General features: G+C 74.7%; 16 protein-coding genes. 8 read left to right on the top strand and 8 right to left on the bottom strand.

Annotation, left to right across the window (positions count from 1 at the left end; translation table 11 throughout):
- Window positions 1-44: 44 nt before the first annotated feature.
- Both ACSUPT_RS28175 and ACSUPT_RS28170 read left to right on the top strand, forming a co-directional pair.
- On the top strand, window positions 45-1,235 hold the full coding sequence (locus ACSUPT_RS28175) for a cytochrome P450 (RefSeq protein WP_436946277.1): 1,191 nt from the start codon (window positions 45-47) through the stop codon (window positions 1,233-1,235).
- On the top strand, window positions 1,232-1,774 hold the full coding sequence (locus ACSUPT_RS28170) for a cupin domain-containing protein (RefSeq protein WP_365729114.1): 543 nt from the start codon (window positions 1,232-1,234) through the stop codon (window positions 1,772-1,774). Before ACSUPT_RS28175 ends, ACSUPT_RS28170 begins: the two co-directional genes overlap by 4 nt.
- Window positions 1,775-1,979: 205 nt before the next feature.
- Here the strand turns inward: ACSUPT_RS28170 and ACSUPT_RS28165 are convergent, their stop codons facing one another.
- The gene (locus ACSUPT_RS28165) at window positions 1,980-2,435 is read right to left on the bottom strand and encodes an SPW repeat protein (RefSeq protein WP_351964289.1); all 456 of its coding nucleotides are present in this window, start codon (window positions 2,433-2,435) and stop codon (window positions 1,980-1,982) included.
- Between the two features lie 205 nt (window positions 2,436-2,640).
- On the opposite strand from ACSUPT_RS28165, the gene ACSUPT_RS28160 reads away from it, so the two are divergent.
- From ACSUPT_RS28160 to ACSUPT_RS28145, 4 genes are all read left to right on the top strand, one after another.
- Window positions 2,641-3,612, top strand: coding sequence for an ADP-ribosylglycohydrolase family protein (locus ACSUPT_RS28160; RefSeq protein ID WP_436946276.1), 972 nt, complete (start codon window positions 2,641-2,643; stop codon window positions 3,610-3,612).
- Between the two features lie 237 nt (window positions 3,613-3,849).
- The gene (locus ACSUPT_RS28155) at window positions 3,850-4,065 is read left to right on the top strand and encodes a hypothetical protein (RefSeq protein WP_351964288.1); all 216 of its coding nucleotides are present in this window, start codon (window positions 3,850-3,852) and stop codon (window positions 4,063-4,065) included.
- 326 nt (window positions 4,066-4,391) lie between these two features.
- Window positions 4,392-4,835 carry a subtilase-type protease inhibitor gene (locus ACSUPT_RS28150; RefSeq protein WP_399218370.1) on the top strand — a complete coding sequence of 148 codons (444 nt, stop codon included), beginning with the start codon at window positions 4,392-4,394 and terminating at the stop codon, window positions 4,833-4,835.
- A 188-nt stretch (window positions 4,836-5,023) separates the two neighbouring features.
- Window positions 5,024-6,073 carry a hypothetical protein gene (locus tag ACSUPT_RS28145; RefSeq protein WP_436946044.1) on the top strand — a complete coding sequence of 350 codons (1,050 nt, stop codon included), beginning with the start codon at window positions 5,024-5,026 and terminating at the stop codon, window positions 6,071-6,073.
- A gap of 197 nt (window positions 6,074-6,270) precedes the next feature.
- Here ACSUPT_RS28145 and ACSUPT_RS28140 read toward each other — a convergent pair whose 3' ends face one another.
- The 3 genes from ACSUPT_RS28140 to ACSUPT_RS28130 all read right to left on the bottom strand — a co-directional run bounded on the left by ACSUPT_RS28140 (window position 6,271) and on the right by ACSUPT_RS28130 (window position 8,605).
- A complete protein-coding gene (locus tag ACSUPT_RS28140; protein WP_399218367.1) occupies window positions 6,271-6,711 on the bottom strand; it encodes a response regulator in 441 nt (146 codons plus the stop codon).
- Between the two features lie 191 nt (window positions 6,712-6,902).
- Complete coding sequence (locus ACSUPT_RS28135; protein ID WP_436946275.1) at window positions 6,903-7,856, bottom strand: aldo/keto reductase; 954 nt, start codon at window positions 7,854-7,856, stop codon at window positions 6,903-6,905.
- 347 nt (window positions 7,857-8,203) lie between these two features.
- Window positions 8,204-8,605 (bottom strand): hypothetical protein, encoded by a 402-nt coding sequence (locus tag ACSUPT_RS28130; protein WP_351964286.1) that lies wholly within the window; start codon window positions 8,603-8,605, stop codon window positions 8,204-8,206.
- Between the two features lie 186 nt (window positions 8,606-8,791).
- Here ACSUPT_RS28130 and ACSUPT_RS28125 point away from each other — a divergent pair, with 186 nt between their 5' ends.
- Window positions 8,792-9,169 carry a plasmid stabilization protein gene (locus ACSUPT_RS28125; RefSeq protein WP_351964285.1) on the top strand — a complete coding sequence of 126 codons (378 nt, stop codon included), beginning with the start codon at window positions 8,792-8,794 and terminating at the stop codon, window positions 9,167-9,169.
- A gap of 19 nt (window positions 9,170-9,188) precedes the next feature.
- Here ACSUPT_RS28125 and ACSUPT_RS28120 read toward each other — a convergent pair whose 3' ends face one another.
- The 3 genes from ACSUPT_RS28120 to ACSUPT_RS28110 form a co-directional block, all read right to left on the bottom strand.
- On the bottom strand, window positions 9,189-9,857 hold the full coding sequence (locus ACSUPT_RS28120) for an HAD family hydrolase (protein ID WP_351964284.1): 669 nt from the start codon (window positions 9,855-9,857) through the stop codon (window positions 9,189-9,191).
- 69 nt (window positions 9,858-9,926) lie between these two features.
- A complete protein-coding gene (locus ACSUPT_RS28115; protein WP_361660344.1) occupies window positions 9,927-10,634 on the bottom strand; it encodes a DUF6766 family protein in 708 nt (235 codons plus the stop codon).
- Between the two features lie 87 nt (window positions 10,635-10,721).
- Complete coding sequence (locus ACSUPT_RS28110; RefSeq protein WP_351964282.1) at window positions 10,722-11,135, bottom strand: hypothetical protein; 414 nt, start codon at window positions 11,133-11,135, stop codon at window positions 10,722-10,724.
- Between the two features lie 238 nt (window positions 11,136-11,373).
- Here ACSUPT_RS28110 and ACSUPT_RS28105 point away from each other — a divergent pair, with 238 nt between their 5' ends.
- On the top strand, window positions 11,374-11,925 hold the full coding sequence (locus tag ACSUPT_RS28105; RefSeq protein ID WP_351964281.1) for a DUF6328 family protein: 552 nt from the start codon (window positions 11,374-11,376) through the stop codon (window positions 11,923-11,925).
- Here ACSUPT_RS28105 and ACSUPT_RS28100 read toward each other — a convergent pair.
- The gene (locus ACSUPT_RS28100; protein ID WP_436946043.1) at window positions 11,907-13,454 is read right to left on the bottom strand and encodes an ATP-dependent DNA ligase; all 1,548 of its coding nucleotides are present in this window, start codon (window positions 13,452-13,454) and stop codon (window positions 11,907-11,909) included. The genes ACSUPT_RS28105 and ACSUPT_RS28100 overlap by 19 nt on opposite strands.
- Between the last annotated feature and the right edge of the window lie 738 nt (window positions 13,455-14,192).

Below are 14,192 nucleotides of genomic sequence, written 5' to 3'. Positions count from 1 at the left end.
CCGCGCCGGACCGGCGGGAGGGTGCCGGCGGTGCCGGGCCCGCCCTGCCACCGGTGCGGCACTGGCCGGCGCTCGACCTGCACGGGGTCGACTTCGACCCGGTGCTGGCGCGGCTGATGGAGGAAGGGCCGATCACCCGGATCAAGCTGCCGAACGGGTCCGGATGGGCCTGGCTGGTGACGCGGTACGACGACGTGCGCGCGGTGACGAACGACCCGCGGTTCAGCCGCAAGCTGGTCGTGGAGAACGACGTCACGCGCCTGGCCCCGCACTTCATCCCCGTGGACGGGGCGGTCGGCTTCGAGGACCCTCCGGACCATACGAGGCTGCGCCGCGCGGTGGCGCCCGCGTTCACCACGCGGGGCGTCGAGCGGCTGCGCGACCGGGCGCGCGAGATGCTCGACGAGCTGGTCGCGGGCGTGCTGGAGGACGGGCCGCCGGCCGACTTCACCGAGCGGCTGCTGGGCGCCTTCCCGCTCGCCGTCGTGTGCGAGCTGATGGGCGTCCCGGCGGAGGACCGGCCGCGGATGCACGAGTGGACCAATCTCATCCTGTCGTCGGCGCAGGGCGCGGAGCGCAGCCAGCGCGCCAAGGAGGAGATGTGCGGCTACTTCGCCGAGACGATGCGGCGGCGTCGCGGCACGGGCGGCGAGGACGTCATCGGTCTGCTGTCGGCCGCGGTGGAGGCCGGGGAGATCACCGAGTCGGAGTCGGTGGGGCTGGCGCTGCTGGTCCAGATCGGCGGCGAGGCGGTCACCAACAACACCGGCAACATGCTGTACATCCTGCTGAACAGGCCGGATCTGATGGAGCGGCTGCGCTCCGACCCGGAGGGCCGGCCGCGGGCGATCGAGGAGCTGCTGCGGTACATCCCGCACCGCAGCGCGGTCGGCCTGTCGCGGATCGCGCTGGAGGACGTGACCGTCGCGGGGGTGCGCATCCGCGCCGGTGACGCGGTGTACGTGTCGTATCTGGCGGCCAACCGCGACCCGGACGTGTTCCCCGACCCGGAGCGCATCGACTTCGACCGGTCGCCGAACCCGCATGTGTCCTTCGGGCACGGGCCGCACTTCTGCGTCGGCGCGATGCTGGCGCGGCTGGAGTCGGAGCTGCTGGTGGACGCGATCGCCGACCGGTTCCCGGGGCTGCGGCTCGCGGTGCCGGCGGAGGAGGTCCGCTTCCGGCGGGGCGCGCTGATCCGGGGTCCCGAGTCGATGCCGGTGGAGTGGGGATGAGCGCGCACGCCACGCCGGACGGGCTGCTGGTGCCGACCGGGCACGGCCGGACCCTGACCGCGCCCGCGCACCAGGTGACGTTCAAGGTGACGGGCGAGCACGCGCGGGCCGCGTCGAGCTTCGAGGTGGTCGTGCCGCCGGGCTTCGACGTGGGCGCCCATGTGCACGCGCACAGCGAGGAGCTGTTCTACCTGCTGGAGGGCGAGCTGGACGTGCTGGCCTTCGAGCCGCGCGTACGGACGCGGGACGACTGGCGCAACTGGGAGTCGGCCGGCGGGCGGCGGACGGTGCGGGCGACGCCCGGCACGGTGATCGTGGTGCCGCCCGGCTGCCCCCACGCCTTCGCCAACCGTACGGACGAGCCGGCGAAGATGTTCTTCCAGGCGTCCCCTCCCCCGGATCACGAGCGGTACTTCGAGGAGCTGCTGGAAATCCTCGACGGGGGCGGCCCCCCGGACCACGCCGCGATCGCGGAACTGCGGGCGCGGTACGACATCGAGCAGCTGACGCCGATGCGGCACGACGCGTCGGCACGCTGAGGACGCCGGTACGGGCGCCGCCGCGGCGGTTCCGCGCATGATGCGGTGGGGCCGGGCGGGGGCGTACACCGGCCGCGGGGACACATGCACGGCCCGGGGCCGCCTCCTGGTGAGGCGGCCCCGGGCTTTCCGCTGTCCGGGCCCCGCGTCCGCGCCGTACCGGTGACCGGGGCCGGGCGGGGCGGGGGCCGGTTCGGCGCGGGTGTCAGGTGGTCACCCTCCTGCGGCCCCGCGGCGCGCCGCCGCGCCGCTCACCCGTCGCGGCCATGGCGGCGCCCAGCAGCAGGGCGACGACGCCGACGACGATGTTGTTCCACACGCTGCGGGTCGTGTCGACGTTTCCGGCGACGAGCCACGGCGAGATGATCGTGAACGCGCCGATGGCCACGGCGCACCAGGCCATCGCGTGGGTCCGCTCGTACGCGCTTCCCAGCAGGCCGCCCATGCAGAGGGCGTACGCGATGCCGAGGATCAGGTTGCACACGGCGAGCGCCGTGAGCCCGTTGAACCCCACGATCCACGGGGATGCGGCCAGATAGACGCCGGTGAGGAAGGCCAGGGCCTCGAGGGCCTGCCCGCGTGGGGTGCTGGTGGCCTGTTCGAACCGGGCGCGCATCTCGGCGATGTCGGGGTGGTGCTCGATGGTCGGGTGGGTGGTCATTGCGGGCCGCCTCCTGTAGAAGCCTTTATCTGCCCTTTACCACCATCTAACGCCTGTTGGCCTATTCAGGTCAATAGCGACTTTTCCGGCGACTCCCTCGGGGGTGGCACGCGGCGGCCGCCGAAGACGGACCGGCGGGACGGACGGCTACGGCAGCGGACCGGACCGGCGCCGATAGCCTGCGCGGATGGAATCGGAGAAGCCGATGAAGCGCGGGACACGGAGGACCGGCGGCGGGCGCGCCGGGCGGGAGGAGCGGCTCCTCCGGGCGGCGGGGGCGGTCGTCGGCTCGGCGGTGGGGGACGCGCTGGGCGCGCCTTTCGAGTTCGGCCCGGAGGGAGCCCTCTCGGCGCGGTTCCCCGAGCCCGGCGCGGGGGGCGAGATGTGCGAAGGCGGCGGCTGGGATCCGGGCGAGGCCACGGACGACACGCAGATGGCCGTCCTCGTGGGCGAGTCCCTGCTGGAGCGCGGCGGACTGGACCTGCCGGACGTGTTCGCGCGTTTCCAGCGGTGGGCGGCGGCCGAGCCGAAGGACATCGGGCTCCAGACGGAGGACGTGCTGACGAGCGGCCGGACGTGGGACACGGCCGCCGAGGCCCACTTCCGCATGACCGGCCGCGCGGCCGGCAACGGCTCGCTGATGCGGGCGTCGACGAGCGCCGTCCACTTCGCGCGCGCCGGCCGGGCGGCCACCATGGACGCCGCCCGGCGCGTCGCCGCGCTCACCCACGGCGACCCCGCCGCCTGGGAGGGCACCGCCGTCTACCACGAGCTGGTGCGGGTCGCCCTGGACGGCGGCGACCCCCTCGCCGTACTGCCGGATGCCGTGGACCGCCTCGCCGCCGGGCAGCGGCCGCGCTATGCCGCCGTCCTCGCGCCGGACTGGCACCCCGACCTGGCGACCGAGTTCAACGGAGCCGTCTGGCCCTGCCTGGGGTCGGCCGTGTGGGCGCTGCGCACCACGACGACATTCGAGGGGGCGCTGCGGGCGGCCGTCGACCTCGGAGGCGACACGGACACCGTGGCCGCGGTGACCGGAGGGCTCGCGGGCGCCCGGTACGGGCTGGACGCGATCCCCGCGCGCTGGACCGAGCCGCTGCACGTCCCCCTGCCCGGGTTCGGGCGCGTGCTGCGGGCGGAGGACCTCGTCGGCCTCGCACACCGGCTCGCGGGCTGAGCCCTCGCCGGGCAGGACCCGGGTGACCCGGGGCGCACCGGCAGCCCGGCCCGCGCGCGCCGGCCGTCCGGCTCCGCGTCCCCGCCCCGGGCCGAGCGCCGCACTACCGGCACAGGGTCGGCGCGGGCCCGCCGGGGCCGGACGCGACACCTTGGCGGCGTGCCGTCGTTGAGCAGCCGCAGAGGGTGTCCGCGCGGACACCTCGCGACGACCGCCGACCGACCGAGAGGGAGAACCATGAGCCTCCGCACCACCGCCACCACCGCTCTCGCCGCAGCCGCCGGGGCGCTGCTGCTCGGCGCGGCCGGTGCCGCCGCCCCCGCCCAGGCGGCGCAGACCGCCCCGCAGGCGCCGGACGCCCCGGCCTCGTCGAGCGACGGTGTGGCGCTGGTCAAGAAGGACACCGTCACACCCTGGTCCATCACCGACTTCCTGCTGGGAAGCGGGAACTGACGGAGACATCCCGACGGCCCGTGTATGTCCGGCAAGGGCATAAACGGAGTCGTTACCACCATGTTTCGGCCGTGTTGCGGCTCACACACCGCACCGTTTCACGCATGGTCCACGCTTGAACCGATTCGGCGACGGCCCGTCAACCTGCGGTGACACCCGGTCATCTACCGGGCTGTAACCTGGGGGTGCCGATTTCAGGTCACTGCTTCAAAGCGGGACAAAACCTGAAAACCTTCACTGAATGTGCGTCAACCCCTCGGGAACGGCAGGCTGTTCACGCACCACGACCGAACAGGATGTGAAGGAAAGTGATGACCATGAGGCACATGCGGACATCTATACGGCGTACTGCCATCTTCGGGGCGATCACCGCCGCTGCGATGACCGCGCTGGCGCCGGCCGCCGTCGCCGCCCCCGAGCGGGCGACCACGGGCGAGACGCGGCTCTACGCGCCGAACGCACTGGTCCTCACCATCGCCGACGGCGAGACGGCCGCCACGGCCACGCCGCTCCGCGCGGTGACGCTGACCTGTGCGCCGACCCCCGGCGGCACGCATCCCGCCCCCGCGGAGGCGTGCGCCGAGCTGCGCGCGGTCAACGGCGAGTTCTCCGCCTTGCGCGGTGACCAGGAGCGTGCCTGCGTCAAGATCTACGACCCGGTGGTCGCCATCGCCGAGGGCGTCTGGGAGGGCAAGCGCGTCCGCTACGAGCGCACGTTCGGCAACACCTGCGACCTCGCGAACCAGGCCGGTCCCGTCTTCTCCTTCTGAGCTCCGGGCCTTAGACCCGCGAGCCGGAGGCTTCCCGGCAGCGACCGGCCTCCCCGACGGCCCGCGCCCTCTCCACGGCATCCTCCCCTGCCACGGAGAGCGGCGCGGGCCGTCGCCGTGCGCGCGGCCGGTGGAGCGGCCGACACTGGTGGGGCGAGCACGGGCATACGTGAAACGGAACGTGAGCCATGGACGTGGAGAGCGTCGCCGACGAGTTGTACGGGCTGCGGCCCGCCGAGTTCACCGCGCTGCGGGACCGGCGCGCCGCCGAGGCGCGCACCTCAGGGGACCGCGAGCTGGCCGACCGCATCCGCGCCCTGCGGCGCCCGACCCTGGCCGCGTGGGCGAGCAATCTGCTCGTACGGGCCCGGCCGGACGAGGCACGCGCGCTGGTCGCGCTCGGCGACGGCCTGCGGCAGGCGCACCGCGACCTCGACGGGGCACGGCTGCGGGAGCTGGGCCGGCAGCAGCATGTGCTGGTGGCCGCACTGGCACGGGAGGCGCAGCGGCTGACGGCCGAGGCCGGGGAGAAGATCGGAGAGGCCGCCCGCGCGCAGGTGGAGGCGACGCTGCACGCCGCGCTCGCCGACCCCGACGCGGCCGAGGAGTGGGTGACCGGCCGCCTCGGCAAGGCCCTGAGCGCACCGGTCGGCTTCGCGGCCGCGGGGCTCGGGGGCGAGTCCGGGGCGCGGCACCTGTCCGTGGTGCCGCCCCCGTCCGGCGGTGCGCGGGAGGCGCCGAGCACCGGGAAGACCGGCGGCGCCCGGGCCAGGCTCTCCCTGGTGGGGCACCGGGGCGGTGGCTCGGCGAAGGACCCGGACGGCGGTGGTACGGCCCCGTCCGACGCGGCCGAGGCGCGCCGTGCCCGCCAGGAGCGCAAGGCGGAGCGGCGCGAGGCCGCACGGCGGGAGCGCGAGGAGCGCGAGGCCGAGCGGAGGCGGGCCGAGGAGGAGGCGGCCGCCGCCCGGCGGGAGGCGGCCGCCCGGGAGGACGCGGCCCGGCACGCCGCGGACGCGCTGGAGGGCGCCGAGCAGCGGGCCCACGAGGCGGACCTGCGGGTGACCGAGCTGGCCGCACTGCTCAAGGAGGCCCAGGCCCGGCGGGAGGCCGCCCACGGAGCCGTACGCGAGGCGAGGGAGCGGGTCCGCGAGACGGAACGCGCCGCGCGCGAGGCCGCCAGGCACGCCAGGGAGGCCGCGCAACGGCTGGCGCGCGGCACCCCGCGACGGGGCGGGTGAGTGTTCGGGACGCCGGTGGAGCCGGCGCGGTGCGGGTACGGAGCCGAGCGTAGGGCGATACGGGGACTGAGCCGCGGGTGCGGGGACTCAGCCGCGGGTGCGGGGGGTGCGTGGGGTGCGGGGACGGGTCGTGCGGGTGCGTGCCGGCGGGGACAGGGCCGTACCGCGGAGGCGGCCGGGGGCGGCGGGGCCGGACGCTAGTGGGCCGCGCGGGTCGTGGGCGGGGCCGGGACGCGCGGGGCGAGGTCCGGGGGGCGGTGCGCGAAGCGGTGGAGGTAGCCGACCTTGATGCACAGCGACCACGGGTCGATGGGCTTGACCAGCAGGTCCGCCGCTCCCAGGCGCATCGCCGTGCGGGACAGCTGCGCGTCGACGCCCATGCCGGTCACGAGGATGACCGGAATGCGGCGCGTCTGCTCCAGGCGCTGCATGTAGCGCAGTACGTCGAGGCCGCTCACCCCGGGCATGACGACGTCCAGGACCATCACCGCGACCCCGCCGCGCAGCACCGCCTTGAGCGCGGCGTCGCCGCTGGTCGCGGACTCCAGGGGGTAGCCGAGCGGTGCGAGGGCGCTGTACAGGGCGAACAGGTTGTCCTCGTGGTCGTCGACCAGGAGGACCTTGTCTCCGGCGGGCATGGGACCTCACCTCCGCTCCGGGGCCGCGCCGCTGCGTACCCGGCCCCCATCCCACCAGGATGCCCCCGGCGGCGCGCGGACGGCAGAGGCCCGACGCGACGGGTCCGGCCGGGTGGCCGAACCCCGCGCCGGGCGTTCCGGGAGGTCAGCGCCGGACACGGGCGCGAGCGCGGGCCGGCGGGAGGGACGCGTCAGCCGAGGAGCCGCTCCACCTCGGCCAGCTCCGCGTCGTCGAACGGCGCGGCGTCGAGGGCTCCGAGGTTCTGGTCCAGCTGGCGCACGCTGCTCGCGCCGACCAGGACGGAGGTGACGCGCGGGTCGCGCAGGGTCCAGGCGAGGGCGAGCTGCGCCAGCGTCTGGCCGCGTCCCGCCGCGAACGCGTTCAGCGCGCGCAGTCGGGCCAGCCTGTCGTCGGTGAGCACGTCCCGCTTGAGGAAGTGGCCGATGGCCATGCGCGAGTCGGCCGGAACGCCCTGCAGATAGCGGTCCGTCAGCTGCCCCTGGGCGAGCGGCGAGTACGCGATCACTCCGGCGCCGGCCTCGTCGGACGCGGCGATCAGCCCGTTCCGCTCGATGGTGCGGTCCAGCATGTTGTAGGCGTGCTGGTTGATCAGGAGCGGGGTGCCCAGCTCCCTGAGGGCGGCGGCCGCGCGGACCATCTGGTCGGGGCTGTAGTTGGAGAGGCCCACGTACAGCGCCTTGCCCTGGCGTACGGCGGTGTCGAGCGCGCCGACCGTCTCCTCCACGGGGGTGTCGGGGTCGGGCCGGTGGGAGTAGAACACGTCCACGTAGTCCAGCCCCATGCGGGCGAGGGACTGGTCGAGGCTCGCGAGGAGGTACTTGCGGGAGCCCCACTCGCCGTACGGGCCCGGCCACATGTCGTACCCGGCCTTGGTGGCGATGAACAGCTCGTCCCGGTAGGGGCGGAAGTCCTGGGCGAAGAGGGTGCCGAAGTTCGCCTCGGCGCTGCCGTAGGGCGGGCCGTAGTTGTTGGCGAGGTCGAAGTGGGTGACGCCCCGGTCGAAGGCGTGGCGCAGCACGGCGCGCTGCGTCTCGAGCGGCGTCGTGTCGCCGAAGTTGTGCCACAGGCCGAGGGACACCTGCGGCAGCAGGACGCCGCTGCGCCCGCACCGCTGGTACCGCATGGTCGTGTAGCGGTCGTCGGAGGCGCGGTAGGGGGCCGGTCTCACGGGGGTGCTCTCCTGCCTGGTCGGCGGGTGCGTGCGCCTCCGTGGCCGGCCGCGGGGACGCGGGCGGCCGGGGCGCACGCTGATCTCACTGTCCGACGAGGTTAACCGGCGTACGGCGGTCCCGCGGGGGCGGGCGGTCCGGGCGGTGGACCCGCCGGACCCGGCGTGGGGAGCGGCGGGGCGACGTAAGCGGGGGGGACGGCTGAGCGCGCCGACGCGTGGTCGGCGCGCTCAGGGGCCGGGCGCCTCGCCCGTGCGGGGCGGTCAGGCGGCCGGGGGCTGAACGGGCGGGGCGGGCTCGCTCAGCGGGAGGCGAGGAGGAGGCGGGTCTCCGTCTCGTGCTCTCCCGAGACGTGCTGGGTGGACCGCACGTCGAACAGCCTGCCGAGCGCCTTCTCGACCGCCTCCACCGAGTGGTGGTCACCGGTCAGCGTCGCCTCCACCTCCTTGCTGAGCCGGGGCGTCGCGGTGGGCTCGCCGGAGTGGGCGGAGCTGTCGAACGTGGCCATCCACACGGTGGGCTCCCGCCCGGACGAGGAGTGCGGGGTCACGTCCTCGCAGCCGGCGAAGACGTCGTCCAGCGCCTTGAAGACCGCCTCCGCGTCCGCGCGGCCGCAGTCGCTGAGCTGAACGGTGACGTCGCAGTCGGCGGGGTGGTCCCCCGTGGGCCGGTTCGCCGTGTCCTTTCCCGGGTCGCTTGCCATGGCGTTCTCCACGTCCTTCCGTCGGGTCCTGCGGAACGAGTACCCGTCTTCCCCGTGCCGCCACGGATGGCACCTGGGTGCCACTCCGCTGGCGGACGGGCACGGTGCGTGTTTGCGGGGAGGGATGCCTGGTACCGGGGTGGGACCGACGGGGGCCATCAGCAGGCACAGAGGAGAGGAACGGCCATGCCCGCAGGATCGAGCTCCAAGCGCGAGCGGCAGTACGAGCACATCAAGGACAGCGCCCGTGAGCGCGGCGAGGGCGAGAAGCGCGCCAAGGAGATCGCCGCGCGCACCGTCAACAAGGAGCGGGCCCGCAGCGGCGAGACGAAGTCCTCGGGCTCGTCGGGCTCGTCCGGTGGCAGGAGCTCCGGCAAGTCGGCGTCGCGCGGCTCCTCGTCGTCGCGGGAGACGTCGTCGTCGAAGCGCGGCGGGCAGGGCTCGCGGGGCGGCGGTTCGGAGGGCGCCACCTATGACGAGCTGTACGCCGAGGCCCGGAAGCGGGACATCCCCGGCCGGTCCTCGATGAACAAGGCGGAGCTTCAGCGCAAGCTCGGCAAGTGAGCCGGCCGGGGCGGCCGTCCTACGCGCTGTCCCCGCCGAGCGGGCTGTCGTCCAGGTGGGCGAGCAGGTCGGCGGGGTCGGCGTAGAGGGCGGCCGCTCCCGCGTCGGTGAGGTCCGCCCGCGGGATCCCGCCGCACAGCAGGCCCACGCAGGTCACCCCGGCGCGGGTGCCCGCCTTCATGTCCCAGACGGTGTCGCCGACGAACACCGACCGGTCGGCGGGCGCGCCGGCCAGTTCGAGCGCGTGCCGAACGGGGTCCGGGGACGGTTTGCCCTCCTCGGTGTCGTCGGCGCTGGCGATGGCCGTGACGGCGTCGTCGGCGTCGATGGCGCGGCGCAGCGCGGCGAGTTCGGCTCCGCCGGCGGAGGTGGCGAGGACGACGGTCCAGCCGCGCCCGGCGAGGGTCCTGAGCAGGCGGCCCGCGTCGGGCAGGGCCGCCAGGCGGTCGGAGTAGGTGCCGTAGAGGGTCTTGTGCGCGGCGCTGATCGACGCGTCGCCGCCGCGGTCGCGGTCGGGGTCGAGGAGGTGCTCGACGAGGTCTTCGGCGCCGAGCCCGATCGCGCGGTGGATGGCGTGCGTCGGCACGTGGTGGCCTGCCTGCCGGAAGGCCTCCCACCAGGTGGTGACGTGGAGGTGGTTGGTGTCGGCGAGGGTGCCGTCCACGTCGAACACGGCGGCGCGTTTCATCGGGGTCCTCTCTCTGTGCGGCCGGTCCGGCCGGTGGCTGTGTGCTGCGGTTTCCCCGCCCCGGCCGTCTCAGCCCTCGACGCCGGTCGCGCCGTGGGACGCGCCGACCGGTTTGGACTCCGGGGAGCCGCGCTGCCGCAGATACACGGAGAAGATCGCCATGGAGCCGATGGCGAGGAGCTCCGACTGCCAGTTCTGCAGCGTGCGGCTCCAGAAGTCCGGCTCCACCAGGTACTGCGACCACGGCAGCGGGCTCTCCAGCTCCCGCAGCCTCTCCTCGCCGAACGCGGCGGCGCCGCTGACGGACTGGGCGTACCAGGAGGCGAGGAAGACGGCGCACATCCAGATGCCGAGGGACCGGGAGTACAGGGACTGCCGCAGCCCGCCCACCCCGGCCCAGCGGGGCGAGTCGGGGGTGGCGTGGCGGCCGACGCGCTGGTCCTCGTCGGACTCGGTGCCGGCCTTGTGCATCTCCTTCGACTCCGGTGAGCCGCGCTGGAGCAGCCAGACGGTGCCGAACAGGTAGAGGAAGAACTGCAGGTACTCGGACTGCCAGTTCTCGGTCACGGCGACCGCGAAGTCGGCGGAGGTCAGATAGCGGCCGAAGCCGATGTGCTCGGCGCCGATGGCGCGCATCTCCTCGTTGTACTGGGCCTGCCCGGCGACGGCCTGGCAGAGGACGGTGACGAGGAACCCGGCGCCGAAGGCGAGGGAGAGGCCGTTGTCCTTGGCGAAGCGGAGGAGGCGGTTCTTCGGCTGCTTCGTGGACGGGCTCATCGGTGGGTCGCTCCGAGCACGCTGAAGTAGACGAGGCCGCTGAGGAGTGTGAGGGCGTACAGCGTGAACATGGTGCGCACGGCGGGGTCAGTCCCCTTTCACACGGCAGTCGTAGGGGCGCTCGGGGCGCGGCGTGCAGCCGGCCGCCCGGACCTTCCAGCCGTCCGGGAACCAGGTGACGAAGTACGTGTCGTGTTCCAGGACGACGCGGGCCTGGTGGCCGTACACGTCGGTGGTGCGGACCCGGCCCGGCGCCGGGAGGGCGGCGTCGGTGAGCCCTGCCTCGCAGGTCGGGCCCGGGTCCTGGGCCAGGGCCTGGCGGGTCGGCGGGGCGAGGAGCCGGCACGCGGCGGCGTGGTCGGAGCTCTCGGCGTGGCGGGCGAAGCGGAGGGCGGCGGTGTCGACGGCGTCGCGTTCGGCCTCGGGGGTGGCGCAGCCGGCGAGGACGGCGCTCGCGGTGGCCGCGGCGGCGAGCACGAGGACGGCGGGACGTCGGCGCACGGGCGGCTCGGCTCCTTTCGTCGCCTCGCCCCGGGGAGGTCCCGGAGGCACGGGTACGAGCATGGGGGCGCGGGGGCGGCCGGTCACGTCACCGCCGCGCGACACCCGGTGAGCTTCCTTCGGCTGCCGTATCGGCGTGCGGTCGTGCCGGCCGGGTCGCGGCGACGGCGACTCGGTGGGCTGGTGCGGGTGGGAGGGGGTACCAGGAACGGGTCGACAGCGAGGACAGGAGGGCGAAATGCCTGCTCAGGAGCGTGGCGCCGGCAGGGAGGCGGGCGGTGCGGCCGAGACCGGGGAGAGCGGCGAGCAGCAGGGGCTGTGGCGGGGGCGCCGTGAGACCCCGGAGGAGCGCGCCGACCGGCGGTGGGCCGAGCTGGTCCAGGAGATACGGGTGGCGCAGACGGGTGTGCAGATCCTGTTCGGCTTCCTGCTGACGGTGGTCTTCGCGCCGCGCTTCGCGGACCTGTCGGACGTGAACCGGGGCATCTACATCACCACCGTCGTCCTCGGCGCGGCGGCGACGGGCGCGTTGATCGGGCCCGTGTCGTTCCACCGGATCGTGTCGGGCCGCCGGATCAAACCGCAGACGGTGGTGTGGGCGTCGCGGCTGACGTTCGTGGGCCTGGTGCTGCTGCTGGCGACGATGGTGACGGCGCTGTTCCTCGTCCTGCGGGTGGCGACCCACGACGGTTACGTGCCGTGGCTGGTGTCCGGGGTGGCGCTCTGGTACCTGGTGTGCTGGTTCGTGCTGCCGATGTGGGCGCGGCACCGCTACACGACGCGTGACTGAGGACCTGCCAGCACCTGCTCCACCGTGTCGGCCTGGGCGGCGGGCTTGTCGGGGCGGTACCGCACGACCCGGGCGAAGCGCAGGGTGATCCCGGCCGGGTAGCGGGGCGAGCGCTGCAGCCCGTCGTAGGCGATCTCGACGACCAGCTCGGGCCGCACCCGGACGGTGAAGCCGTCGTCGGATTCGGCCAGCTCCCGCAGCCGGTCGGTCTGCCAGCGCAGCATCGTGTCCGTGAGGCCCTTGAAGGTCTTGCCGAGCATCACGAACGTGCCGTCGGCGGCGCGGGCGCCCAGATGCAGGTTGGAGAGGAGTCCGGTGCGGCGCCCGTGGCCCCATTCGGCGGCGAGGACGACCAGGTCGAGGGTGTGTACCGGCTTCACCTTCAGCCAGGAGCGGCCGCGCCGCCCCGCGCTGTAGGGCGCGTCGAGCGCCTTGACGAGCACGCCCTCGTGGCCCCGGTCGATGGTGTCGGCGAAGAACGCCTCGGCGGCCTGGCGCTGCGCCGGGTCGGCGGGGTCCGGGACGACGATCCGCCGCACCCGCTGGGGTTCGGGCACGAGACGCGCCAGCTCCGCGTGCCGCTCCCTGCCGGGCAGGTCCAGCAGCACGGCCCCGTCGGCGGCGAGGACGTCGAAGAACACGGGCGACACGGGGCGGGCCGCCGCGGCCGTGGCCACATCGACCCGTGAACCCACGCGGGACGCGGTCTCCTGGAACGGCACGGGCCTGCCCTCCGTGTCGAGGGCGATCACCTCGCCGTCCAGGATGAACCCGTCCGCGGCGATCTCCCGCGCGACGGCCACCACCTCCGGCAGCCGGTCGGTGATCTCGTCCAGCGAACGCGTGTACACCCGCACGTCGTCACCGGTCCGGTGCACCTGGACGCGGATGCCGTCGAGCTTCTCCTCCACGGCGCACGGGCCCAGCGTCGCCAGCCCGTCCGCGACGCTCTTCGCGGTGTGGGCGAGCATGGGCTGCACGGGCGTGCCGACGCGCAGACGGAACCGCTCCAGCGCCGGCGGCCCCTCGGCGAGCAGCGCCGTGGCGACCCGCGGGAGCGATCCGTCGAGCATCACCGCGCGGCGGACGTCGGCGGCCGGCGCATGGGCCGCCTTGGCGACAGCCTCCAGAGCGATCGCGTCCAGCGCGCCCTGCCGTACCTCGCCGGTCAGCAGCCTGAGCAGGAACCGCTGCTCGGGCGCGGTGGCCGCCGCTATCAGTTCGCGCACCAGGCGCCGCCGCTCCCCCTGCGAGCCCTGCCCGCTCACCCCCGCCAGCGCGGTCAGCGCGGCGTCCGTCCCGGCGACGGTGAGGGTGGCGTGGCCGGCGGGCGGGACCTGCTCCTTGAGCGTGCTCCACCCGATCCCGATCCGGCCCTGCGGCAGGCGGCCCGCGAGGTAGGCGATCACCAGCGGGACCTCCGCCGGAGGGGTCGCGGAGAACAGGTCGGCCAGCACGGCGATCTTCCCGGAGCGCGCCGAGACGGCGGCGACCTGCTCGGACACATCGGCGAGGCGAGCCAGCAGCATGCCGCCATCGTGCCTGTCCCCCGCCCCGACCGCACGCCGTACGACATGTACCGGCCGGGGCGCGCCGGTCGCGGCACGCGTGCGTACCGGGCAGACGCGGGGGTGCGGGAAGCGGGGGTGCCGGTCGCCCCGACCGACGGCGGGCGCCGGGAAGCGGGGGCGTACCGGTTTCCCCGGCCGACGCGGGCGGCGGGAGGGGCGCGTGCCGGTCGGTGGACGGCGCGGGGCGCCGGGACGGCGCGTACTGGTCGGCGGACAACGGCGGGAGTGGGTCGTACCGGTCACCCTGACCGACGCGGGGCGCTGGGGACGGTGCGTACCGGTCGGCGGACAGAGGCGGGAGCGGGACGCAGCGGTCGGCGGGGCGGCACCGGTCCCGGAGCGGGCGGCGAGGTGTCGGGTGGCGACCGGCCAGGACCGGGTGTCGGCCGGTTCGCGGTGCGGTGGTGTGGGTGGCGCTGTGCTCGGTGCTCTGCGCGGCGGGGGCGCTGGTGGGTGGTTGGGGCTCGGGGCGGTGGTGCACGGCGGGCGGCCTGGGCGTCGGGGGCCGGGACGGGGTGCTCGCCGGGGGCCCGGGGCGGTGGCGCGACGGGCGGCCTGGGCGGTGGCGCGTCAGGTGCCGCCGGTGTGCCGCCGGGTGCGGGGGATGTCGCTCGGGGGATGGCGGCGCGTGGTCGGAGATCAAGCCGCATGTCTCCGTTCCTTCACTCAACTCCCCTAATCTTCAGGCGACTTCAA

It is taken from the genome of Streptomyces sp. SudanB25_2051 (genome assembly GCF_964272635.1).
Classification (GTDB): Bacteria; Actinomycetota; Actinomycetes; order Streptomycetales; family Streptomycetaceae; genus Streptomyces.
This window is presented reverse-complemented; position numbering and strand designations above follow the sequence as displayed.

Excerpts from the sequence above, each read along its gene's own strand:
- ACSUPT_RS28170 (WP_365729114.1), top strand. The coding sequence starts at position 1,232 with ATGAGCGCGCACGCCACGCCGGACGGGCTGCTGGTGCCGACCGGGCAC.
- ACSUPT_RS28165 (WP_351964289.1), bottom strand. The coding sequence starts at position 2,435 with ATGACCACCCACCCGACCATCGAGCACCACCCCGACATCGCCGAGATG.
- ACSUPT_RS28160 (WP_436946276.1), top strand. The coding sequence starts at position 2,641 with ATGAAGCGCGGGACACGGAGGACCGGCGGCGGGCGCGCCGGGCGGGAG.
- ACSUPT_RS28155 (WP_351964288.1), top strand. The coding sequence starts at position 3,850 with ATGAGCCTCCGCACCACCGCCACCACCGCTCTCGCCGCAGCCGCCGGG.
- ACSUPT_RS28150 (WP_399218370.1), top strand. The coding sequence starts at position 4,392 with ATGCGGACATCTATACGGCGTACTGCCATCTTCGGGGCGATCACCGCC.
- ACSUPT_RS28145 (WP_436946044.1), top strand. The coding sequence starts at position 5,024 with ATGGACGTGGAGAGCGTCGCCGACGAGTTGTACGGGCTGCGGCCCGCC.
- ACSUPT_RS28140 (WP_399218367.1), bottom strand. The coding sequence starts at position 6,711 with ATGCCCGCCGGAGACAAGGTCCTCCTGGTCGACGACCACGAGGACAAC.
- ACSUPT_RS28135 (WP_436946275.1), bottom strand. The coding sequence starts at position 7,856 with ATGCGGTACCAGCGGTGCGGGCGCAGCGGCGTCCTGCTGCCGCAGGTG.
- ACSUPT_RS28130 (WP_351964286.1), bottom strand. The coding sequence starts at position 8,605 with ATGGCAAGCGACCCGGGAAAGGACACGGCGAACCGGCCCACGGGGGAC.
- ACSUPT_RS28125 (WP_351964285.1), top strand. The coding sequence starts at position 8,792 with ATGCCCGCAGGATCGAGCTCCAAGCGCGAGCGGCAGTACGAGCACATC.
- ACSUPT_RS28120 (WP_351964284.1), bottom strand. The coding sequence starts at position 9,857 with ATGAAACGCGCCGCCGTGTTCGACGTGGACGGCACCCTCGCCGACACC.
- ACSUPT_RS28115 (WP_361660344.1), bottom strand. The coding sequence starts at position 10,634 with ATGAGCCCGTCCACGAAGCAGCCGAAGAACCGCCTCCTCCGCTTCGCC.
- ACSUPT_RS28105 (WP_351964281.1), top strand. The coding sequence starts at position 11,374 with ATGCCTGCTCAGGAGCGTGGCGCCGGCAGGGAGGCGGGCGGTGCGGCC.
- ACSUPT_RS28100 (WP_436946043.1), bottom strand. The coding sequence starts at position 13,454 with ATGCTGCTGGCTCGCCTCGCCGATGTGTCCGAGCAGGTCGCCGCCGTC.